Source organism: Bradyrhizobium sp. TM239 (genome assembly GCF_036247985.1).
Taxonomy (GTDB): Bacteria; Pseudomonadota; Alphaproteobacteria; order Rhizobiales; family Xanthobacteraceae; genus Bradyrhizobium; species Bradyrhizobium ottawaense.
On sequence record NZ_BTIR01000021.1, the window covers coordinates 104501 to 127030 of the forward strand.

Genomic DNA, 22530 nt, shown 5'->3' on the forward strand with positions numbered 1-22530 from the left:
ATGGACACCGATCAACTCATCCGCTCGCTCGCAGCCGACAACGCCCATCGCGCGCCGCGCGTCGGCGCCGTGCTGACCATGGCGCTGCTGGTGGCCGCGCCCTTGTCGATCCTGATCTTCGCGACGTTCCTCGGCGTGCGTCACGACGTGATGAGCGCGATGCGCAACCCGTTCTTCGACATGAAATTCGCGGTGACGCTGTCGCTCGCGATTCCCGCCATCATCGTCAGCCTGCATCTGTCGCGTCCCGAGGCCCTGCTGCGTGGCTGGGGCTGGCTGCTGCTGCTTCCCGTCGGGCTGCTCGCGGTCGCGATCGGCAGTGAGGCGATGATGGCGCCGGCCATGCCGATGACGATGCGCTTGATGGGCAAGAACTCAAGAGTGTGCCTGGTCGCAATTCCGGCGATGTCGCTGCCGCTGCTTGCGGGGGCGCTGTTCGGCCTGCGCCATGGCGCGCCGTCGCGGCCGGCGCTTGCCGGCGCGCTCGCCGGCCTGGTGTCGGCCGGCCTTGCCGCGACGCTCTACGCCTCGCACTGCACCGACGATTCACCCCTGTTCGTCGCGACCTGGTACACGCTCGCGACCGCGCTGGTGACGGCGATCGGCGCGGCGGTCGGGGCGAGGGTCCTGAGATACTGACGCGCCGGGCCTTACGCCGCCGGCGTCGTGCCCAGCTGCATGCGGTGGAAGCGCAGCACCTGCTGCGCGGTCGATGAGCGCAGCGCCTCGTAAACGTCGCGCAGCGTCAACATGTCGGTCTGCGAGCCGCCGGAGAGCTTCTCGCGCATCGCGATGATGGCGCGCACGCTCGGCCAGGACATGCCCGCGACCTTGGCGAGGATCATCACACCCTCGGTGCGGCTTTCGATCATCATGGTCTCGGCGGTCTCGACCGCGACGCCGGCGAGCGCCGCGAGCCCCGCATTGGTTTCGTCGAACTTGCCCTGCTCGGCGAAACTGGTGACCTGGAATTCGTTGAGGCGGCCGTCCTCGTGCAGCGACTTCACCAGCGCGCGCGCCATCTCGGTCTGCTTCGTCATGGCGGCAGCGCGGACCCTCTGGGCCACTTCCTGCACCACGCTCGACACCTCGTCCACGAGATCCGGATGCGCGGCCTCGAGCTTTCTGCGCACGCTCAAGGACGCTTTCGCGACCAGCTTCAAATAGTGATGGCGCGGCAGGTCCGGCCGCTGGCCGATGCAGGTGGCGAGGTCGTCGTCGCGCTCGGCGCGGGTGACGAGATCGGTGAGGCTTCCCTCGGAGAGCCGCGCGCCCGGATTGCCGACGGTCGACTGCACCACGTCCTCGTTGCCGCGCGTCACCAGCACGTCGGTCAGCGCTTCCGACAGGACCCGCCGCAGCGAGATCGCCTTGAGATGCGCCTGGCCCCTCGTGCGCGCGATCTCGATCAAGGTCGTCTCGTCGAGCCGTTCCGATTTCGACAGCACGGGGCCGGAGACTTCGATGACCTCGTCGAGCGCGAGCGTGCGCATGATCTTCGGCGGCGCGGCCGCGATCGGTGCGAGGCGGTCGGCGAGCAGCGCCCTGGCCGACGTCTCGATCTGCTCGATCAGGCACTGGAACACGTCGTCGAACACGCGGATGTGGTCATCGGAATAGTCCACCGCGTTGCCCACGAACAGATCGGTGACGCGGCGCAGCGTCTCGACCCGGCGCGCGACGTTGCCGTGCGAGAGCGCAGCCTGCAGTTCCTCGAGCAGATTCTCGGATGTTCTTGCGGATCTGGATCTCATGGCCCTGTCCTGGAGCGCTCGGTCCGGCGGCGGCTTCTGTCGCAGCGGGAAAGAATGGATTGGTCAGCTCGTTGCAATGCGGTTGCGCCCTTGCGCCTTGGCGGAATAGAGCGCGCGGTCGGCGCGCGCGAGAAACGTGTCGGCAGTATCGACGTCGCGCAGCGTCACCACGCCCGCGGAAATGGTCACGCGCATAGTCAGGGAGAATGCGCTCCAGTCGAGATCGGCGACGATGCTGCGCAAGCGTTCGAGCATGCGCTGTGCGGCGTCGTCCGACGTGTCGGGCAGCAGCAGCAGGAATTCCTCGCCGCCGTAGCGGCCGAAGCAGTCGGCCGGGCGGATGTTGGCGAACATGGTGATCGCGAAAGTGCGCAGCACCTCGTCGCCGACGGGATGGCCGTGGGCGTCGTTGATGCGCTTGAACCAGTCGAGATCGATCAGTGCGATCGCGCAAGGCATCGATGTCTGCCGCGACTTTTCGATCTCGGCGTCGAGCAGCCGCATGATGCAGCGGCGGTTGTAGGAGCCGGTGAGTTCGTCGAGCTCGGCCAGCTCCTCGATGCGCTGATAGGCGGCCTTCAGCTCGATGCTGCGCCGGTACAGGATCTTGCGCAGGGTGGCGCCGAACAGGCCGAGAAAGGCGCACTGGCCGATCACCAGCACGAAGCAGAGCATCGAGGCGGTTCGCTCCAGGCGGGTCGTGACCGGCAATCCGATCGGCAGGTCCGAGCCCAGGAAGACCAGGGCGAGCCCGCAGGTGGCAAGGCCCCAGGTCACCATCGCCTGGCTCGAGGTCATCCGCAGCGTGCCAAACGCGAAGATCAGAAACAGCACGGCGATGAACGCGACCCCGACCGTCGGCACTGCGAGCAGGAACAGCAGCTGCAGCGCCATATGCGCCGAGATTTGGAAGACGGTGAGGTAATGATCCTCGAACCGGTCGCCGAAGCCGGCTTCCGAGAGCACGGTGAACGTGCCGATGATCAGGAGGCCGCCGAACCAGAACAGCGATGGAACGGCCATGGAGACCGCGCCGCCATAGGCGTAGAGCAGCAAGACCGAGGCGCCCAGCGAATAGCTCGCCACCTGGCCGATATACATCTGGCGGCGCTGCCGGGCCCGGCGCGCCAGCACTTCGGAAGCCGCCGCCTCGGGCGTGAGCACGAGATCCGCGACCTCAGCGGCATTCCTCTCGGGAAAGGACGTCGCGGCCGTGCTCATGGTCCCGCCAATGGTGATGTCAGCGTAAAAATCTACGTGGCAAGCCTTTAGGTTTGGTATCCTTTGAAATCGAATCCGAACCGTGCAGCGCGGAACAAGGTGGTAGGCCGGCGGGAGAAATTTTGCCGGTGATCAGGCATCCTTTGCGATGCGATCGAGCCTAAGTCGGGCTTGGCGAGACATATGTCGTGCAGGGCTGCTATGGAACCGGACGACGCCGGGCCGCCTGTGCCGGACAGGCATTCCGCAGGGAAGTATCGCAGTATTATGTTACCGATCTGGATGAAGGCGGCCGCCGGCCGCGGGTGGGACAAGAAAAATCCGCGTATGTGGGGTAGGTCACACAGGCGTCCGTACGACTGCGGTAGCCTGAACAATTTTGCCCCCCCTATCGAACCGTCCGCCGCGCCGACCCGACCAACTTTGCGAGACGGGCGTTGAGCGTGACACAGGCGGCTTCGGACGAGGTCCTGATCGCCAGGATCGCCCAAGGTGACCGGCTCGCCATGCAGGTGCTGTACGGGCGGCACCATGTCAGGGTCTACAGGTTCGGGCTCAGGCTCGTGCGGGACGAGCAGGCGGCGGAAGACCTCATCAGCGAGGTGTTTCTCGACGTCTGGCGTCAAGCCGGCAAGTTCGAGGGCCGATCCGCCGTTTCTACCTGGCTGCTGGCAATCACCCGTTTCAAGGCCCTGTCTGCGCTCCGGCGCAGGAAGGATTTTGAACTGGACGAAGACGCCGCCAACGCGATCGAGGATACGTCCGACAATCCGGAAACGGTGGTGCAGAAGAAGGATACCAGTGAAGCGTTGCGGGAGTGTCTGACGGGCCTCTCGCCGGACCATCGGGAAATCGTCGATCTCGTCTACTACCACGAGAAGTCCGTGGAAGAGGTGGCCGAAATCGTCGGGATACCGGAGAACACCGTGAAGACGCGCTTGTTCTATGCGCGCAAGAAACTGGCCGAACTGCTGAAGGCAGCCGGCGTTGAGCGAGGCTGGCCATGATGGCTTTGAGCAAGAAGATGCTGGAGCAAGAGCCCAGTGAGATTGAACTGCTGCTGCCGTGGCACGCGGCCGGCACGCTGAACGCGCGCGATGCGCGCCGGGTCGAGGAAGCGCTGGCGCGCGATCCCGAGCTTGCCAGGCAATATGCCGCAATCCGCGGCGAGTACGAAGAGACCATCCATCTGAACGAGAGCTTGGGGGCTCCGTCGGCGCGCGCGCTGCAGAAGCTGTTCGCCGCGATCGACGCCGAGCCGGCGCGGGCGAGCGGCTCGCTGCCGCTGTCGGCGCGCATCTCGACCTTCTTCGCGAGCCTGTCGCCGCGCACGCTGGCGTGGTCGGCGAGCCTCGGCGCCATCGCGCTGATGCTGCAGGCCGGAATCATCGGCGCCGTGCTGATGAAGAACCAGCCCGCGACCTTCCAGACCGCCTCGCTCTCGACCAGCGGTCCGATCACACGCGAACTCGGCACGACTGTTCCGCCGGCGCGCGCGCTGTTGCGCTTCACGCCCGAGGCCCGCGTCGGCGACATCACCGCGCTGCTCGACAGCTACCAGGCCTCGATCATCGGCGATGCCAAGGGCGGCATGTTCCGCCTCCAGTTCGACAAGGCGATGAGCCAGGACGAGCTCGCCTCGCTGCTCGGCAAGATGCAGCGCGAGAAGTTCGTCAACCTCGCCGTCGCGGCGCCCTAAGCGCGCCGCTGACCCGATGACAGGCAAGTCCGAGAGCAGGGTGCGCGCCGGGGCCTACGCTTCATCGGTCGGCGCCGCGCTTCTGATCGCCGCCTGCCTCGGCGTCGAGGTTGCGCAGGCGCAGGCGATCATGCGCACGCCGACGATCAGCGTGCCCACGCGAACGCCGACCATCTCTCCCAGCATCGCCCCGCGCATCGCTCCGACCATCTCGGCCAGGGCGGTGTCCGTCGACCGCGGCCCGCGGACGATGGCGACCATTCCCCACACCACGACGTCGCGCCTGCGGCCGACGACGACGGTGCTGCCCTATGCGCGCTACTCGCCGAACCTGTATCCGGCCTGCACCGCGCCCTATCGCGATGCCGACGGCGAATGCCTGGCGCAGCCGAATGCCGGCGGCGGTGGCCCCGGCAAACCCGCCAAGAAGAGCGCCGGCAAGGGCCGCGGCAACGCCACGCCGGCCGCCGCCAATCTGCGCAGCTTTGCCAACGAATTCGTGGCGGAGATCGACGGCGCATTGTCGCCCGGTGATGCCGACGCGCTCGCCCGCCGGCACGGCTTGACGCGGATCTCGTCGGAGAGCTTCCCGCTGATCGGGGCTACGTTCGGTCTGTTCCGCATCACGGATGGCCGGCCGTACGAGACAGTGCGCCGCGAATTCGCGGCCGACGGCAGCGTGCGCTCGGTCCAGCCGAACTTCCGCTACGTGCTGCAGGACCAGAAATCGACGCCGCCCAGCGAAGGCGATCCTGCGCAATATGTACTGACGAAGCTCCGCCTGCCGCAGGCGCATACGCTGGCGCACGGCGCCAACGTCACGGTCGCCGTGATCGACTCCGGCATCGACACCAAGCATCCCGAGCTCGCCAATTCCGTCGCCGACAATTTCGATGCGCTCGGCAGCGCGGAGGGGCCGCACGTTCATGGCACCGGCATCGCCGGCGCCATCGTGGCACATGACCGGCTGATGGGCAGCGCGCCCGAGGCGCGCATCATCGCGATCCGCGCCTTCGGTGGCGCCAACGGCGGCGCCGAGAGCTCGTCCTACATCATTCTGCGGTCGTTGAACTACGCCGCCGAGCACGGCGCGCAGATCGTCAATATGAGCTTTGCCGGTCCAAAGGACGCGGTGATCGAGCGCGCCATCGCGGCGACTGCCGCGCGCGGCCTCGTGCTGATCGCGGCCGCCGGCAATGCCGGTGCGAAGTCGCCGCCGCTCTATCCGGCCGCCAATCCCAACGTGATCGCGGTCAGCGCGACGGACCAGCAGGACAGGCTGTTCACCGCGTCCAACCGCGGCAATTACATCGCCGTCGCAGCGCCCGGGGTCGACATCTTCCTGCCGGCGCCGGACGGCAAGTACCAGATGACGTCGGGAACCTCGTTCTCGGCCGCCTATGTCTCAGGCGTCGCGGCGTTGCTGCTCGAACGCAATTACACCTTGAAGCCGGAAGCGCTGCGCATGACGCTGGCGAAGACCGCGCGTGACCTCGGCTCCCCCGGACGTGACGAGCTTTTCGGCGACGGCCAGGCCGATGCGTTTGCCGCGGTCATGGCTGTTCCCGCCGACGGCGCGACGCCGGTCGCGGCTGCGTCCGGTACAACAAAACGTGAAGATGCCGGGAAGCGTCGCGACGAGCCTGGCACCCGCGCGATCGAACAACCCTCGCTGTCGAGCGCGGACGATAAATCCACGGTTTCTCAGGCGGATAGGCCGGCGACGCGATAGCGGCTGCGACAAAGATGCGCGCGGGCCGAAGCTCAAAAAAGCGAACCCCGCATTGAACGTTCAGCCAGCTGCCACGACCAAATTATGTGGGAGCGGTCATCCCTCCCCATCAGTCATATCAGGCGCGAGCGCCCATCCACCCCAAGCGCCCATATGGCTCGACCCGTCCGGTTGTCCCCCCGGACGGGTCTTTTCTTTTCAGAGCGCTTTCGAGCGAAGTGGACCCCGGTTCGCGGGAAGATAACGCGTCAAAACGAGAAGCGGAGCTTCGGTTCTGATTGAATCAGACCCGAAGCTCTGGGCGTCCGATTTTTCGAAGCTTCATGCGCGTTCAGCTTGCGGTTGAAAGATCGCGGCGGCGTGCCCGGCCGCGATCGGGCAGCACGCCGCAAGTCCGCTATGCTTGTGCGAAGCTTGACTCGAAAACACAGCAAATCTCCGCACGACTACGGTGATTGACGACGAATGCCGTGTCGTTGCTGGACAAGTCAAAACTTTTCCACAAAATATTCATGTCGCGTCTAAATTGATTCGTGTGCGTTGCGTCCCCCCGCGTCCGTGTTTTCCCCTGACGGGCTGGTTCATGACACATCGCCAAGAGTCTAACTGCGCGTCCGATTACGCGTCTGCTCGTGCCGTGGTTGCGGGCCGCGACGTCGCGGCGCGCTGGTGCGCTCTCGCCGAGCAGCGGCTGCAACATCTCTCCGAAATGTTCGAGACCGGCCGCTGGCGCCGTTATCACTCCGAGATCGCATTCCTGGAAAACATCCAGGAAGCCAAGCGCGCCGTCCAGACCTGGCGCGCGCTTGCGACCGGTGCGGATGTCGCCGAGGCCGCTGCAAGCGTGACCCCGGCATTCGGCTGGTCGCCGGCGACCATGCCCCGGGTGTTTCCGCGCGAGCAACAGCCGCAGATCGTGCAGCCCAAGACCCTGCAGCCAAAGGCTGTCCACATCGCCCCCGAGGCCGCCGTACCGGTCAGGCTCGATCCGAAGCCGGACGTTCTCGCTGAGATCACCGAAGCCCCGATCGCGCCGCTCGCCGCGCCCGTAGCGTCCGCTAAGATGGCGTCGTTCATCGCGCCAGCCGAGATGCCGCCGCTCAAGGCTCCCGCTGCGCGGGCATCGCTGACCGCACCTGCCGTGAGGTCACCTCTCGCGCCTGCCGCAACGGCGCCATTCACCCCGCCGGAAGTGAGGCCGCCGCTGGCTGTGTCTGCCGCGAAGCCGCCGAGGACCGCGCCTGCCGCGATGGCATCGCTCCTGCCGCAGTTCGCCCCGCCGGCCGCCGAAATCGTCGCAGCCCCCGAGCGCGTCGTCGAATTCACCTTCAGCCTCGACGGCCTGGAAGCCAAGTACCCGCTGCTCAGGAATGCGTTCTAGCACTTCGGAGCGTGGCTAGGGGAAGCAATCGCACCTCTCTCACCCCGTCATCCTGAGGCGCGAGGCATAGGACGCGACGCGTCCCATGGGGAGCCTCGAAGGATGAACGGCCCCTCTGCCAGCCACACCTACCGCCGCACTGCATTCCCGCCGACCATCACCTGCGCAAATCGCTGCGCGCCGTCGGCTGACAGATCCGAGGTTACGGCACGCGCGTGATCGAGGCCGACCACCGCGCCGCGCGGGGTCTCGGAGATCATGTTGTTGTTGACGAGCGCGATGCCGGCACCCGGCACGACGGAGACGCCGACGCCCGCCAGCGCCTTGCGGATCACGTTGCCCGTGATCGCGACGTCGCGCAGATATTTGCCCCAGCCGGCGACGATGCCGTAGGACGGCGCGTTCTCGATCACGTTGCCGGTCACCGTGGTGTCAGCCTCGATGTAGATGCCGACGCCGGCGTCGTCGTCCGGCGCGGTGCCGATAGGCCGTTTCGGGATGAGATTGCGGATGATGTTGCCCTGGACCACCGCGATGCGGCCGCCTTCGTTGAAATTGCAGACGGAGACGCCGACGGCCGCGCCATCCACCGTATTGTTCGCGATCACCGCGGCCTCGAACGAAAACTCCGAATAGAGCGCGACCTCGCGCACGTCGCTGACGCTGTTGCCTGATATGTGGATGTTCGAGGCCGAGTTGCCGCGCACCGCGGAGTAGTCGCAGTTCTTGATGCGGTTGCCGCGCACGATCACGTTGCCGGCGCGGAAGGCATTGATGGCGTTGCCGTACTGACCGGAGCCGCCGGGGCCGGCCTTGATGTTCTCGATGCGGTTGTCGGCGACCAGCGTGCCGTCGTCGCCGATCGCGCTACGCAGGATCTCGATGCCATTGTCGTTGGTGCCGAGAATCGTATTGCGGGAGACGCTGAGGCCCTTGGCGTCGAACGAGACCACCGCCGTCACCGCGATGTCGGTGAAGATGTTGCCCGAGACGTCGCCGGAGACCTGCTCGAGCCAGATGCCGCTGCCGCCGCAGCTCGTGATCTCGCAATCGGCGATGCGGACGTCGCGTCCGCCGAGAACGTGGATCAGCCCGCGCCGCGCCGGCAGCGGGATGCTGCCACCGTCGAAGGTGATGCCGGTGAGGCCGATGGAGTCCGAACCGTCGCTCTGGATCGCCGAGGCGCCGCCGGTGAAGACGAATTTCGTTGCCCCGCGCACGCCGATCAGCTGTGCGCCGTTCGGCAGCCGCAGCATCCCGCTGCGGTAGACTCCGGGTGGAAGCGCCAGCGGCATCTGCACCCGCGCGGCCTCATCGATCGCGCGCTGCAGCGCGCGGGTCTGATCTTCGCTGCTGCCGGGCCGCACGCCGTATTGCGTGGCGTCGCGGCCGAGCAGGGATGTCAGCGGCGCCGCGCGCGCGGCGTCGGCCGGCATAGCGAGCGCGCCCGCGATGGCTGCGGTCGAAGCTCCGATGAGATGACGGCGATTGAGGTCCATGACGCATCCTCCGGCGGAGGCGGGAGGGCATCCGCGCCGATTAGGTAGCGCAGGGCGACCGGGGTCGTGAGGATTGTTCGCGGTAGGGTTAAATGTTTACGCAGAGACGGTGCCGTAGGTGGACAAAGCGACTTGTCCGCCGTAGCTCGCAGAGCGAAGGCGGAAGCGTGCCCACGATTTGACGGCGGATGGATCGAGATGGTGGGCACGTCGCAAGGGCGCCTTTGCCCACCCTACGAGATCTCTGCGTTCCGCCCCTTCCGTGCCAGCCCCACCATCTCCATCAGCATCGCTTCCCCCGCATCCACCAGCTCGTCCAGCGTGATCCGCGGCGCGCCCTTGCGCCGCACGGCGCCGCCGCGCGCGAGCAGGGGAATGTGGATGAACGCCGCGAGCTGCGGCCCGCCCGCCTTCACGTTCTCGATCGCGCGCCAGCTTAAGTAGTTGCAGAGATACGCGCCGGCGTCGCGCGAGGCACGCGCGTCGATGCCGGTGAGGCGGGCGGCACGCAGCAGCCTTGCCGTGTGTGGGCCGAACATCATCGCATCCGCATGGCCGGCGATGCCGCGCTTGCTCGATCGGGTGTTGGCGGCGTCGGGCCAGAGCATGGTGACGGCGTTGCGCGCCCGAGTCTCGATCCGCAGGTAGGGCGTGCGTGCGGCGAGGCCGAACATCAACAGTGCATCCGGCTTCACCTTTGCGAGCACCTCCGGCAATTGCCGGTCGACCGCGGCATAGGTGACCGGAAAGATATGGCTGGAGATCGCGATATCGTCGAGCGCCGGACGGCGTAGTTGCGCGAGCCGCGCGACCAGCGGCTGGGTCGGATTATAGGGCGCGCCAGGAAATGGCCCGAAGCCGGTGAGGAGAACGCGGAGCTTATCGCTCATTGCAGCAACTCCAGGATCTGCTCGGCGGCGAGCGCCGGCGTGAGATGGCCCTCGGCGACTTCAGTCTCGATCTTCCGGACCTTGCTCCGCACCGATGCTTCGCTGCGCAGCCGCGCCAGCATGCGCTGCTCCAGCATCGACCACATCCATTTCACCTGCTGCTCGCGCCGCCGCACGGCGAAATCGCCGGATGCGTTCATCGCCTTGCGGTGATCCAGAACCTTCTGCCAGAGCTCGGCGATGCCGGTGCCGGCCAGCGCGGAATAGGTGATGACAGGTGGATGCCAATGTTCGGATCTCGGCGCCAAAATATGCAGCGCGCCGCGATAATCGGCGGCGGTGATGTTGGCGCGCTTGAGATTGTCGCCGTCGGCCTTGTTGATCGCGATCATGTCGGCGAGCTCGACCAGGCCCTTCTTGATGCCTTGCAGTTCGTCGCCGCCGCCCGGCAGCATCAGTGCGAGGAAGAAATCCGTCATGTCGCAGACTGCGGTCTCGGATTGGCCGATGCCGACGGTCTCGACCAGCACGACGTCGAAGCCGGCGGCCTCGCAGAGCAGCATCGCCTCGCGCGTTTTCGCCGCGACGCCGCCGAGCGTGCCCGAGGACGGCGAGGGGCGGATGAAGGCATGGTCCGAGGCCGACAGCCGCGCCATCCGCGTCTTGTCGCCGAGGATCGAACCCCCGCTGCGCGCCGATGACGGATCGACCGCGAGCACCGCGACCTCGTGGCCCTGTTCGATCAGGTGCGTCCCGAGCACATCGATGGTGGTGGACTTGCCGACGCCGGGCGATCCCGTGATGCCGACGCGGAACGCCTTGCCGGTGTGGGGCAGCAGCATCTGCACCAGCTCGCGCGCCAGCGCCTGGTGGTCGCCGCGCCGGCTCTCCACCAGCGTGATGGCGCGCGCCAGGGCCGCGCGGCTGCCGGCGCGCAAGTCGCGGGCGAGGGATTTGATGTCCAGCGAGGCCTTCTTCTCAGTCATGCCCTGCTTTACAACGCCGAGGCGAGGCAGGCGAGGGCCGCTCGCCCGGAATCACCTGCTTGTCGCCACCGCCGTCTGCGCCGGTTTCACCTTGCGCCAGACCCAGACCATCACCGGCCAGAGCAGGGCGCCGATCGCCATCGCGGCAAGGATGGCCGCGACCGGGCGCTCGAAGAACGGCAGGATACTGCCGTCGGACTTGATCAGCGACGTCACGAAGGCCTGTTCGACCATGGTGCCCATGACGATGCCGAGCACCATGGCGGCGACGGGGTAGCCGTTCGCCTCCATCACGTAGCCGATCATGCCAAAGGCGGCGACGGTGACGACGCCGAACATGTTGTTGCCGATCGCGAACGAGCCGACCGCGCAGCACAGCATGATGACCGGCATGATCGCCGAGCGCGGCGCCAGCAGGATGTAGGCCGCGATCCGGATCATGGCGATGCCGAGCGGAATCATCATGATGTTCGCGATGATGAACATCAGATAGATCGCGTACATGCTCGACGCTTTCTCGGTGAACAGCGTCGGGCCCGGATTGAGGCCCTTCATGTAGAGCACGCCGATCGCGATCGCGGCGATGGTGTCGCCGGGGATGCCGAACAGCAGCGAGGGCACCCAGCCCGAAGCGATGCTGGCATTGTTGCTGGCGCCGGCCTCGACCAGGCCTTCGACGTGGCCGGTGCCGAATTTTTCCGGCTCCTTGGAGAAGCGCTTCGACATCGCGTAGGAGACCCAGGCGGCCATGTCGGCGCCGGCGCCGGGTAGCACGCCGATGATGATGCCGACGATGTTTCCGCGCGTCATCTGCCAGTGATACTTCTTGGTCAGCCTCCACTGGCCGGCCATGATGCTTCCGAATTTTCTGCGTGGCAGCGGCGGCGGCTCGGGCGTCAGCATCGCGCGCATCACCTGCGCCACCGCGAACACGCCGACCAGCGCCGGGATCGGCTCGATGCCGCCGAAGAGATCGGTGAGGCCGAAGGTGAAGCGCGGCACGCCGCCGGGATTCTCGATGCCGATGCAGGACACCAGCAGGCCGAGGAACATGCCGGCGATCGCCTTCACCGGGGAGGAGCGCGCCACCAAGGTGGCACACATCAGGCCGAGCAGCGCCAGCCAGAAATATTCGAAGGTCGAGAACGACAGCGCGATCTCGGCAAGCGGCGGCGCCAAAATCATCAGCGACAGCACGCCGGCGATGCCGCCGACGGCGGAGAACCACACGCCGGCCCCGAGTGCGAGCTCGGCCTGGCCCTTGCGCGTCATGGCATAGGCCTCGTCGGCATAGGCCGCGGAGGCGGGCGTGCCGGGAATGCGCAGCAATGCGCCCGGAATGTCGCCGGAGAAGATCGCCATCGAGGACGCCGCGACGATGGTTGCGATCGCCGCGATCGGCGACAGGTAGAAGGTGACGGGGACGAGCAGGGCGGTCGCCATCGTCGCCGACAGGCCGGGCAGCGAGCCGATCACGAGCCCGTACACGGAGGCTGCGAACATTGCGATGATGACCTCCCAGGTGGAGATCAGCGCGAATGCTTCAATCAGGGTCTTGAGCATGGGGGATTACCAGGGCGTCGGCAGCAGGCCGGCAGGCAGCGGCACGCGCAGCAGCTTGCCGAAGATGAGGTGGATGGCGAACGGCGACAGCGCCGCGAGCGGCAGCGCCAGCTTCCACTTCGCACCGAGCGCGGTCGACGTCACGTAGACCATGATTGCGGCAGTGATGATGAAGCCGAGCCGGTCGGCGGCGGCGACGTAGAACAGCAGCAGCGCCGGCGGCAGCAAGGCGCGCAGGCCGTAGAGCTTGCCTTCGAGTTTTCCTTGCGGCGGTAGAGCGGCCGCTGCCTGGCCGTCCTCCAGCGGGATCAGCTCTTCCTCCTCCTCGAAGGAGTGGCCGATCCCGAACACGATCGCGAGCCCGCACAGCGCAAGGCCGCTGCCGATCACCAGTGGAAACACGTTGGGGCCGACCGGCTGGCCCGGCACCGGCGGCAAGATCCAGCCGCCATAGGCGGCCGCAGCACCAAGCACGACGAGAAACGATCCCGTGACGGAGTCGGGAAGACGCATGGCAGGAGTCCTATGAAAGAAGCGCTCCCTCTCCCCGCATCCGCCTTCGCTGAAGCTTCGGCGGACAAGCGCGGGGAGAGGTGAAAGATCACGCCTTGCTGAGGCCGGCGGCCTTCATCGCTTCGCCCATCTGGGCGTCGCCCTTGTCCATGAAGCCTGCGAACTGGCCGGCATCGCCCCACACCGTGCCGAAGCCGCGATTGCTCATGAAGTCCTTGAACTCGGCGGACTCGTAAACCTTCTTCAGCGCCGCGGTGAGCTTGGTTGCGATCTCCGGCGGCAGGTTCTTCGGGGCGCCGATGCCGCGCCAGGCGCCGGTCGCATAGTCGATGCCCATCGCCTCCTTCAGCGTCGGCACGTCCTTGAAGATCGGGTTGCGCGCGGGGGCCATGATGGCGAGGCTCTTGGCCTTGCCGGCTTCGATGATGGCGCGTGCCTCCGGCACCGAGCAGGTGGTGAGGTCGAGACCGCCGGCGGCGAGATCCTGCATCGCGGGCGCCGCGCCGTTCGACGGGACCCAGGCGACCTGGTTGGCGGGCAGGCCCATCGCCTGCATCCAGCCGACCAGCGCCAGATGCCAGATGCCGCCCTGGCCGGTGCCGGAGGCCTTGAACTTGCCGGGGGGCGCCGCCTTGATCGCCTCGGCGAGCTCCTTGACCGTCTTGTAGGGCGAGGAGGAGGAGACCTGGATGCCCGGGGGATCCTCGTTCATCAGCGCCAGCGGCGTGTAGCTCTTCGGCGTCAGCTCGGTGAGGCCCTGCCAGTGCATCATTGAGATTTCGACGGTGAGCATGCCGATGGTGTAGCCGTCGGGCTGCGCGGTCGCGATCGCGCTATGGCCGACCACGCCGGAGCCGCCGGTGCGGTTGACCACGTTGAAGGGCTGGCCGAGATCCTTTTCCAGAAGCGCTGCGACAATGCGCGCGGTCGCATCGGTTCCACCGCCGGCACCCCACGGCACGATCACGGTGACCGGCCGGGCCGGATAGGCCTGTGCGAGTGCGGGCTTGAAGCCGAAAGCGGCGGATGCCGCGACTGCGGCGGTCGAAGCCGCAAAGGTGCGGCGTGAAATCTTGGACATTGAATGCCTCCCAGCGGCGCCCGTGATGCCGGGCGCTCTTGTCAATGGCGACATTGTAGTCGGCTTTGCAGCGCCGCCGCAAGGTAGCGCTACCAAGGAGATCGACATGTTGTGTGAAAACAGCATGCCCATCGGATGGGCATTCGGAAATCGGGTGGGTTTCGCCGGCGCAATTCGCCAACCTCTGCGCGTAACCAAAGCCAAAGGCAAGCCATCGATGACCCAAGCCTATTACAGCGCCGTGCTGGACCGTCCGCTGGACGACGTCTGGTCGCTGATCCGCGATTTCAACAACTATCCCGCTTATATCGACGGCGTGAGCGAGAGCGTGATCGAAGACGACAAGCGCGGCGATGAAGTCGGCGCCGTCAGACGCTTCTGCTATCTCGGAAACTGGATCCGCCAGCGCCTGGTCGATCACTCGGACCGGCAGCACACCCTGACCTATGCCGGTCTCGAAGCGCTGCCGTACCCGCAAGATGACGGAAGCCAGGCGCCGGCGCCGACGCGCTATCAAGGCACCATGCATCTGCGCCCGATCATCGAGGGCGACCGCACCCTCATCGAATGGTCGGTCGCGCTCGAGACCGAACCTGCGGATGCCGATCGCTGGCAGGCCCTGTTCGCGTCCTGGATTCCCGATTGGACGGATTCGCTGGCGCGAACGCTGGCTCGGGCCGGTTAGCGATCGCCTACGGCCCGTCCACATCGCTCTTCGGCCGCGCGCCGCCGAAGATGCGCGCGCCTTCTGTGGTCAGGTGAGGCTTCAGCATCTCCCACGGCACGAAGGCGACATACTCGCCCTCGGCGTAGGGACCGACGGCGTAAGGCGGATAGTGGAAGGTGAGGCCGGAGCTCTTGCCCGTTTCAGTTGACGGCGCCAGCGTCACCGCGCCGATCTTGAGCAGGCTCGGCGCGACGCCCTTGAACCACTCGTCAGTCGCGGTCTCGCTGGCGTCGCGCTTCTTCTTCTCGGTGCGGAGCGAGGCGATGACGGCCTTCACCATCGCCTTCATGGCCGGTCCATTGTCGGCGGTCTCGGTGAAGAACGAGCGGATCGAGATGCGCTTGTTGTCGGCCTTGTCCCACAGGATCGTATCCACGTTCGAATTGGGATGGGCGCCGCGGGTGTTCATGTAGTCGTTGCGGAGGACGCTGATGTAGCGGTCGGCGACCACCGAGCGGATCTCATATTTGCGCTCGAAGTCCCAGCCGCCTTCCTTAAAGAACTGCGGGTCCGCCTTGCGCGAGGCGGCGGCCTCCGCGGCGTTCTTGTCGAGCCATTTTTTGCCCTCCGCGAGGCAATCCGCCGCCAGCGCCGCATCCGCCTTGATCTTGTCGTCGAGGAAGACGCGGGCCTCGATGCTCTTGGTGTTGATGGCGGCGTCGGGTTTGGAGTCGGCGGCGTGGGCGGACAACACGCATGTTGCGCTCAGCGCCAGGACGGCGCTCAAACCGGCGATGAATTTCAAGGATAGTGCTCCTGCGTGAGCGTCAGAATATTTCGACAATGTCGTCTGCGCTATGCGGCACAAAGCGGGGAGACGTCGAACGGCGAACGGTTGCCTGCGTTTGCAAGCCGGTCGCATCTTCGATGATATGTTCGACATCGATCAGCTTGAGCAGTGAAAAAGAGGTATCCGGTTCGATCTCGAGCAGAATGTCGATGTCGCTGTCGACGCTGTAGTCTTCGCCGGCGTGCGAGCCGAAGATGGCAAGCTTCGACACGCCCTTATCTCTGATGGCATCCGCGTTCTTGCGGATCGCCGCGATGATTTCGTCACGCGTCATGAACACACCTGGCCGGTCGGCAGCCAGTCTATCATCTACTCCGCCGCCTCGCTATGCCCGAGCCGGGCGTTGAGCTTGCGGATCAGCTCCTCGGCCGCATCCGCAATCACGGTGCCCGGCGGGAAGATCGCCTCGGCGCCGGCGGCATAGAGCGCGTCGTAATCCTGCGGCGGCACCACGCCGCCGACGATGATCATGATGTCGTCGCGGCCCTGCTTCTTCAGCGCGGCCTTCAGCTCCGGCACGGCGGTGAGGTGGGCGGCGGCGAGCGAGGAGACGCCGAGGATGTGGACGTCGTTCTCGACCGCCTGGCGCGCTGCCTCATCCGCGGTCGCGAACAGCGGCCCGATGTCGACGTCGAAGCCGATATCAGCGAAGGCCGACGCAATCACCTTCTGGCCGCGATCGTGGCCGTCCTGGCCGATCTTGGCGACCAGGATGCGCGGGCGGCGGCCTTCGGCCTCCTCGAAGGCGTCGATCAACGCCTGAACCTTCTCGACCTGGTTGCCCATGCTGGACGCCTCCCGCTTGTAGACGCCGGTGATGGACTTGATCTCGGCGCGGTGCCGGCCGAACACCTTCTCCATCGCGTCCGAAATTTCGCCGACCGTCGCCTTGGCGCGCGCCGCGTCGATCGCGAGCGCGAGCAGATTGCCGTTGCCTTCTCCGGCCGAACGCGTGATCGCCGCGAGCGCGGCATCGACGTCCTTCTGGCTGCGCTCGTTCTTCAGCCGCGTCAGCTTGTCGATCTGCAGGCGTCGGACATTGGTGTTGTCGACCTTGAGGATGTCGATTCTTTCCTCGTCGGTCGGCTTGTACTTGTTGACGCCGATCACCGCCTGCTTGCCGGCATCGATCCGCGCCTGCGTCTTGGCCGAGGCCTCCTCGATGCGCAGCTTCGGCAGGCCGGCCTCGATCGCCTTGGCCATGCCGCCGAGCTCCTCGACCTCCTGGATGTGGCCCCAGGCCTTCGCAGCGAGGTCGCGCGTGAGACGCTCGACGTAATACGAGCCGCCCCAGGGATCGATGATGCGGGTGGTGCCGCTCTCCTGCTGCAGGAACAGCTGGGTGTTGCGGGCGATGCGCGCCGAGAAATCGGTCGGCAGCGCCAAGGCCTCGTCGAGCGCGTTGGTATGCAGCGACTGGGTGTGGCCTTGCGTCGCCGCCATCGCCTCTACCGTCGTGCGCATCACGTTGTTGAAGACGTCCTGCGCGGTCAGCGACCAGCCCGAGGTCTGGGAATGCGTGCGCAGCGACAGCGAGCGCGGATCCCTGGGATTGAACGGCTTCAGAAGCTTCGCCCAGAGCAGGCGCGCGGCGCGCAGCTTGGCGACCTCCATGAAGAAGTTCATGCCGATCGCCCAGAAGAACGACAGCCGCGGCGCGAAGCGGTCGACGTCGAGGCCGGCGGCAAGGCCGGCGCGAAGATATTCGACGCCGTCGGCCAGCGTATAGGCGAGCTCGAGGTCCTGCGTCGCACCGGCCTCCTGCATGTGATAGCCGGAGATCGAGATCGAATTGTATTTCGGCATCTTCTGCGAGGTGTAGGCGAAGATGTCGGAGATGATCCGCATCGAGGGCGCGGGCGGGTAGATGTAGGTGTTGCGCACCATGAACTCTTTCAGAATGTCGTTCTGAATGGTGCCCGACAGCTTTTCGGGCGGCACGCCCTGTTCCTCGGCGGCCGCGACGTAGAGCGCGAGGATCGGCAGCACCGCGCCGTTCATGGTCATGGACACGCTCATCTGGTCGAGCGGAATGCCCGCGAACAGCGTGCGCATGTCGTAGATGGAATCGATGGCCACGCCGGCCATGCCGACATCGCCGCCGACGCGCGGATGGTCGCTGTCGTAGCCGCGATGGGTGGCGAGATCGAAGGCGACCGAGAGGCCCTTTTGTCCGGCCGCCAGGTTGCGGCGGTAGAACGCGTTGGAATCCTCCGCCGTGGAGAAGCCGGCATATTGCCTGACTGTCCAGGGCTGGTTGACATACATAGTCGGGTAGGGCCCGCGCAGGAACGGCGCGATGCCCGGATAGGTCTCGAGGAAATCGAGGCCCGCGAGATCGGCCTCGCCATAGGTGGGCTTCACCAGAATGCCCTCAGGCGTCAGCCACGGCTCGGCACTGCCTGACGGCGCGGCGGTAGGGGCGCGCTCGAAGGCGACGTTTGCGAAATTGGGAATGCGGCTCATGGCTTCAACCATATCATAGGCGCTCAATCGTGATCCGGATGCTGATGGCTGACGATGGTCGCCATCTTCTCCGGTCCGTAATTCTGTTGCGTGGTCTGGCTCGGCAAATTGGCGATGCCGACCACCCAGCCGAGACGGGATTCGGTGCCGAACTGTCGCGTCGGAATGATTTGGTCAGGACGGTCGAACGCGCCGGTCATGATCTCGATCCGGTCGCCGCCGATGCGGCCGAAGCTCAGCGGCGTGCCGCAGCCGGCGCAAAAGCCGCGTTCGGCGATGGTGGAGGAGCGGAAGAACGATGGCTGCCCCTTGGTCCAGGCAAAGTCCGTCTTGTTGATGTCGGCAAAGGAGGCGAACGGCGCGCCGGCCGCCTTCTGGCACATGCGGCAGTGGCAGATCGAAATCCTGGTTGGCGCGGTCGTGACGCCAAAGCGCACGGCCCCGCATTGGCAGCCGCCGCTGAGAACTGGTTTGCCTGGTTCGGTCATTTCTGTTCCATCCGTCGATAGGCGTCTTGCAATGTCGCAAGCGCATCGCCTGCGGCGAAGACAAAACCCGTGACGCCGGCGGCCCGCAGCGCCGCCTCGGCCTCAGTCGGGCGACCCGCCAGATAGATATGTCGCCCGCCGGCCGTTTGCAGGGCCTTCGCTGCAGCTTCGGCGTGTTCCGCATAGACCTTGTCGCTGGAACAAAGACAGGCAAGCTCGGCGCCCGAAGTCTTGAAGGCGGCGGCGAGCTTGGCCGGATCGGCGAAGCCCTCGCTGTCGACAGCCTGGATGCCGCCGGCCTCGAAGAAGCTCTTGGCGAAGGTCGCGCGCGCCGTGAAATCGGCGGCCGTGCCGAGATTGGCCAGGAACACTTTTGGCCGCGCACCACGCGACTTGAGTGCTGCATCCGACTTGTCGCGCAGCGCCTCGAACGGTTCCGCCAGCCGGATCGGCGGCAGCGGATCGAACTTGTATTTCTGTTCCCCGTAAGGCGCGAGCGCAACCGGCGTTGCCTTCAGCACCGTAGCTTCGCTCTCGTGCAGGTTCGGAAACTCGCTGGCGCCGGTCAGCACGTCGCGGCGTTTTGCGATGTTGGCGTCACGCGCTTTTCGCGCGGCCGCGACCTTGCTCTGGAACACGCCTTGCTGAAGCGCGGCAAAGGCGCCGCCGGCTGTCTCGCTCTCCTGGAATAGGGCCCAGGCCGCCTCGCAAAGCTGCGCGGTCAGCGTCTCGATGCCGCCGGCGCCCGCGGCGGGATCGGAGACCTTGGCGAGGTTGCTCTCTTCCAGCAGCAGGGCTTGCGTGTTGCGTGCGACGCGGCGTGCGAACGGATCGGGCAGCCCGAGCGCCAGCGTATGCGGCAGCACGGTGATCGCGTTGGCGCCGGCGAGCCCGGCTGCGAATGTCGCGATGGTCGCGCGCAGCATGTTCACGTAGGGGTCGCGCTGTGTCAGCATGCGCCAGGCCGTATCGGCGGCAATGAACAGCGGCTTCGGCGTCAGCCCGCACGCGGTTTCGATGCGCGCCCACAACAGCCGCAGCGCGCGGAATTTCGCCATGGTCAGGAACTGGTCGGCGTCAGCAGCGAGTCGCGCATAGACCATGCCCTGCGCCTGCTCGAGCGGAATGCCGGCCTCTTCGATCGCGCGCAGATAAGCGACGCCGCAGGCGAGCACGAAGGCGAGCTCCTGCACCTCGGAGCCGCCGGCATCGTGGATCACGCGTCCGTCGGCGGACGCGAACGGTCCCTTGAAGCCGAGTGCGGTGAGGCCCTTGATGGCGCCGGTGATCGCAGGGGCGATCTCGTCCCAAGTATAGGGACTGTGGCCCCACACCGCGCCGGCCGCGAGCGGATCGAGGCTGAAGCGAATGTTGCAGGCGGCGGGATCGAGGCCATTGCTCTTCACATATTCCGCGACGTGGATCGCGGCCATCCGCGATTGCGGACCGATCTCGAGCTCGAGGCCGATGCCGGCATCGAGATGGATGTCCTTCAACACCTTTGCGACGGCCTCGGCCGACGGTTCCAGGCCGAAACCGCGAGCACCATTGGCGCCGGCGAACACCAGCGCAAGCCCGGTCGCCCCGTTCTCCAGGTCCTGCAACGCCTGCGCATTCGCGAGCGCCGCGTCGGGATGGTCGATCCGCTGGATGATCTGCCACGGCGCCGCCGCCGGCCGTCCCATCACGGGCGCAACGCCCTTGGCGCGCGGATAGAGCGGTTCGATCTTGAGTCCGTCATAGGTCTTGCCGACCAACTTCTCGAACGGCGCGCCCTTCAGCACGCCGTCGACCAGCTTGCGCCAATCCTCGACGGTCGCCTTGGGAAAATCGGCCGCCAGCGGCAGATCGTCAGTCACGGAGGTCATGCGGCCAAGGGCTCCCAAACGTATCGTTATTCGCAGGCGAAATTGCCACGGCGGGCCGTCCCTGCAAACGGTTGTTTTTGGTTAACCGGTATCCGGAAGCCGCTCAATGCCTTGCGTCGAGACGCTGGCGAGCCCGTCGCGCACTGGAATGCCCGAGATGACCCGGTCGGGTGCAATCTCGGCCAGCGGCACCAGCACGAAGGCGCGCTCGAACAGGCGCGGATGCGGCAAGGTCAGGTCGGGCTTCTGCAAGCTGACATCGTCATAAGCGATCATGTCGAGATCGAGCGTGCGCGGGCCCCAGCGCCGCTCCTTGTCCCGCGTGCGGCCGAACTTCTGCTCGACCTTTTGCAGCACGAACAAGAGCGCATGCGGATCGAGGTCGGTCTCGATCTCGATGCAGGCATTGATGAAGGGAGCCTGCTCTTCGTCGCCCCAGGGCGGCGTCGCATAGTCCGAGGACCGCGCGATCAACGCGCCTTGTGCCATGCCGCAGATATGGGCGATCGCCTTGGCGAACGTCGCGCGGACATCGCCGACATTGCCGCCGAGTGCGATCAGCACGCTTGCCATCAGGGGTGCCGCGAGCGCGTCAGCATGATGCCGACGTCGTCGAAGATCGCGGCGATCGGCGCGTGCGGCTTGTGCACGGTGATCTTCACGGCGCGGATGCGCGGGAAGTGCGACAGGATGGCGTCGGCAACCGCGCCGGCCGCGCGCTCCAGCAGCTTGTAATTGGTGTTCTTGAACGCCGCCGTCGTCGTCGCCACGACGTCGGCGTAGGACACGGTATCGGCGAGCCGGTCGCTGCGCGAGGGCTCCGACAGGTCGGTATAGAGTTCGAGATCGATGACGAAGCGCTGGCCGACTTCGGTCTCGTGATCCATCACGCCGTGGCGGGCATGGATCGACAGGCCGGTGACGAAGATCGTATCGGTCATTGCTTGCCCTCGATTGCGTTCGCTACCCGCAGCGCCTGCAGGGTCTCGGCGACGTCATGGGTCCGGATGATCTTGGCGCCGCGCTGCGCGGCGATCAGATGCGCGGCGATCGAGCCGGCGAGCCGCTCCTTCGGCTCCGACGGGGACACCGAGGCGATGAAGCGTTTGCGCGAGGCACCGACGAGGATCGGCAGGCCGAACATCTCGAATTCGCGTAAGCGCGCCAGCGCGGTCATGCTCTGCTCGGCGGTCTTACCGAAGCCGATGCCGGGATCGAGCACGATTTTCTCGCGCGCGATGCCAGCCTTGGCGGCGATGTCCAGCGAGCGCAGGAAGAACGTCTTCATGTCCGTGATGATGTCGATGGCGGGATCGGCATCGTCGCGGTTGTGCATGACGATGACGGGGACGCCTCTTGCGGCCACCAGCGGTGCCATCGCGGTGTCGCGTTGCAGGCCCCAGACGTCGTTGGCGATCGCCGCGCCCTGGTCGAGAGCGTAGGCCACCACCTCCGCCTTCATGCTGTCGATCGACACGGGCACGCCGAGCGCGACCACGCCCGCCAGCACCGGCTTGAGCCGGGCCAGTTCGCTTTCTGCCGTGACGGCCTTCGCGCCCTTGTAGGGCCGGGTGGATTCGGCCCCGATATCGATGATGTCGACGCCGGCCCCGATCATCGCCCGCGCCCGCGCGAGCGCCTGCTCGGGCCCGATGAATTCGCCGCCGTCGGAGAAGGAATCCGGGGTGATGTTGAGCACGCCCATCACCGCCGGGATGGGTCGTTCCAGCAGGATCCGCAGCGCGTCAGCCCCGGCCGAGCCGGCCGGCGGGACGGATGGGAAGGACGAGGCATTCATGTGGGTGGCTTTGCGCGGTCGGGGAGGGGGAGTCAAGGCGGGATGGCGGTGTCGGCGGGCGGCATCGATATTGT

At 66.2% G+C, this 22530-nt stretch carries 22 protein-coding genes; 6 read left to right on the forward strand and 16 right to left on the reverse strand.

Annotated features, from left to right (window positions below; translation table 11 throughout):
- Entirely contained in the window at positions 1-639 is a 639-nt protein-coding gene (locus tag AABA84_RS29340; RefSeq protein WP_212251395.1) for an NrsF family protein, read from the forward strand.
- Between the two features lie 11 nt (positions 640-650).
- Here the strand turns inward: AABA84_RS29340 and AABA84_RS29345 are convergent, their stop codons facing one another.
- Together AABA84_RS29345 and AABA84_RS29350 are read right to left on the reverse strand one after the other, a co-directional pair.
- Complete coding sequence (locus AABA84_RS29345) at positions 651-1754, reverse strand: DUF2336 domain-containing protein (protein WP_212251396.1); 1104 nt, start codon at positions 1752-1754, stop codon at positions 651-653.
- A gap of 63 nt (positions 1755-1817) precedes the next feature.
- On the reverse strand, positions 1818-2975 hold the full coding sequence (locus AABA84_RS29350; RefSeq protein ID WP_212251397.1) for a GGDEF domain-containing protein: 1158 nt from the start codon (positions 2973-2975) through the stop codon (positions 1818-1820).
- Positions 2976-3412: 437 nt separating this feature from the next.
- Here AABA84_RS29350 and AABA84_RS29355 point away from each other — a divergent pair, with 437 nt between their 5' ends.
- The 4 genes from AABA84_RS29355 to AABA84_RS29370 all read left to right on the forward strand — a co-directional run bounded on the left by AABA84_RS29355 (position 3413) and on the right by AABA84_RS29370 (position 7787).
- Entirely contained in the window at positions 3413-3982 is a 570-nt protein-coding gene (locus AABA84_RS29355; protein ID WP_018315733.1) for a sigma-70 family RNA polymerase sigma factor, read from the forward strand.
- The gene (locus AABA84_RS29360; RefSeq protein WP_212251398.1) at positions 3979-4674 is read left to right on the forward strand and encodes a hypothetical protein; all 696 of its coding nucleotides are present in this window, start codon (positions 3979-3981) and stop codon (positions 4672-4674) included. The genes AABA84_RS29355 and AABA84_RS29360 overlap by 4 nt, the downstream gene beginning before the upstream one ends.
- Positions 4675-4690: 16 nt before the next feature.
- Positions 4691-6406, forward strand: coding sequence for a S8 family serine peptidase (locus AABA84_RS29365; protein ID WP_212251399.1), 1716 nt, complete (start codon positions 4691-4693; stop codon positions 6404-6406).
- A gap of 637 nt (positions 6407-7043) precedes the next feature.
- Entirely contained in the window at positions 7044-7787 is a 744-nt protein-coding gene (locus tag AABA84_RS29370; protein WP_212251520.1) for a TIGR03809 family protein, read from the forward strand.
- A 128-nt stretch (positions 7788-7915) separates the two neighbouring features.
- Here the strand turns inward: AABA84_RS29370 and AABA84_RS29375 are convergent, their stop codons facing one another.
- From AABA84_RS29375 to AABA84_RS29400, 6 genes are all read right to left on the reverse strand, one after another.
- Positions 7916-9286 (reverse strand): TIGR03808 family TAT-translocated repetitive protein, encoded by a 1371-nt coding sequence (locus tag AABA84_RS29375; protein WP_212251401.1) that lies wholly within the window; start codon positions 9284-9286, stop codon positions 7916-7918.
- 233 nt (positions 9287-9519) lie between these two features.
- On the reverse strand, positions 9520-10176 hold the full coding sequence (locus tag AABA84_RS29380; protein ID WP_212251403.1) for a pyroglutamyl-peptidase I: 657 nt from the start codon (positions 10174-10176) through the stop codon (positions 9520-9522).
- Entirely contained in the window at positions 10173-11162 is a 990-nt protein-coding gene (meaB, locus tag AABA84_RS29385) for a methylmalonyl Co-A mutase-associated GTPase MeaB (RefSeq protein WP_212251405.1), read from the reverse strand. The genes AABA84_RS29380 and meaB overlap by 4 nt, the downstream gene beginning before the upstream one ends.
- Positions 11163-11213: 51 nt before the next feature.
- Positions 11214-12725 (reverse strand): tripartite tricarboxylate transporter permease, encoded by a 1512-nt coding sequence (locus AABA84_RS29390; RefSeq protein WP_212251407.1) that lies wholly within the window; start codon positions 12723-12725, stop codon positions 11214-11216.
- Between the two features lie 6 nt (positions 12726-12731).
- Positions 12732-13238, reverse strand: a complete 507-nt coding sequence (locus tag AABA84_RS29395; protein ID WP_212251409.1) for a tripartite tricarboxylate transporter TctB family protein — start codon at positions 13236-13238, stop codon at positions 12732-12734.
- A gap of 88 nt (positions 13239-13326) precedes the next feature.
- Positions 13327-14319 carry a tripartite tricarboxylate transporter substrate binding protein gene (locus AABA84_RS29400; protein WP_212251411.1) on the reverse strand — a complete coding sequence of 331 codons (993 nt, stop codon included), beginning with the start codon at positions 14317-14319 and terminating at the stop codon, positions 13327-13329.
- A 25-nt stretch (positions 14320-14344) separates the two neighbouring features.
- On the opposite strand from AABA84_RS29400, the gene AABA84_RS29405 reads away from it, so the two are divergent.
- Positions 14345-15004, forward strand: coding sequence for an SRPBCC family protein (locus tag AABA84_RS29405; RefSeq protein WP_338313920.1), 660 nt, complete (start codon positions 14345-14347; stop codon positions 15002-15004).
- A 7-nt stretch (positions 15005-15011) separates the two neighbouring features.
- Here the strand turns inward: AABA84_RS29405 and AABA84_RS29410 are convergent, their stop codons facing one another.
- The 8 genes from AABA84_RS29410 to folP form a co-directional block, all read right to left on the reverse strand.
- Positions 15012-15791 (reverse strand): RsiV family protein, encoded by a 780-nt coding sequence (locus AABA84_RS29410; RefSeq protein ID WP_246550819.1) that lies wholly within the window; start codon positions 15789-15791, stop codon positions 15012-15014.
- A gap of 22 nt (positions 15792-15813) precedes the next feature.
- Positions 15814-16110, reverse strand: coding sequence for a nucleotidyltransferase family protein (locus tag AABA84_RS29415; protein WP_212251414.1), 297 nt, complete (start codon positions 16108-16110; stop codon positions 15814-15816).
- Between the two features lie 35 nt (positions 16111-16145).
- Positions 16146-18302, reverse strand: coding sequence for a methylmalonyl-CoA mutase (gene scpA / locus AABA84_RS29420; protein ID WP_212251416.1), 2157 nt, complete (start codon positions 18300-18302; stop codon positions 16146-16148).
- A 23-nt stretch (positions 18303-18325) separates the two neighbouring features.
- On the reverse strand, positions 18326-18790 hold the full coding sequence (locus tag AABA84_RS29425; protein ID WP_212251418.1) for a GFA family protein: 465 nt from the start codon (positions 18788-18790) through the stop codon (positions 18326-18328).
- A complete protein-coding gene (locus AABA84_RS29430; RefSeq protein ID WP_338313895.1) occupies positions 18787-20658 on the reverse strand; it encodes a methylmalonyl-CoA mutase family protein in 1872 nt (623 codons plus the stop codon). Before AABA84_RS29430 ends, AABA84_RS29425 begins: the two co-directional genes overlap by 4 nt.
- Before the next feature lie 81 nt (positions 20659-20739).
- Positions 20740-21231, reverse strand: coding sequence for a 2-amino-4-hydroxy-6-hydroxymethyldihydropteridine diphosphokinase (gene folK, locus AABA84_RS29435; RefSeq protein WP_212251422.1), 492 nt, complete (start codon positions 21229-21231; stop codon positions 20740-20742).
- Positions 21231-21599, reverse strand: coding sequence for a dihydroneopterin aldolase (gene folB, locus AABA84_RS29440; RefSeq protein WP_027533885.1), 369 nt, complete (start codon positions 21597-21599; stop codon positions 21231-21233). The genes folK and folB overlap by 1 nt, the downstream gene beginning before the upstream one ends.
- On the reverse strand, positions 21596-22456 hold the full coding sequence (folP, locus tag AABA84_RS29445) for a dihydropteroate synthase (RefSeq protein ID WP_338313896.1): 861 nt from the start codon (positions 22454-22456) through the stop codon (positions 21596-21598). Before folP ends, folB begins: the two co-directional genes overlap by 4 nt.
- Positions 22457-22530 lie beyond the last annotated feature (74 nt).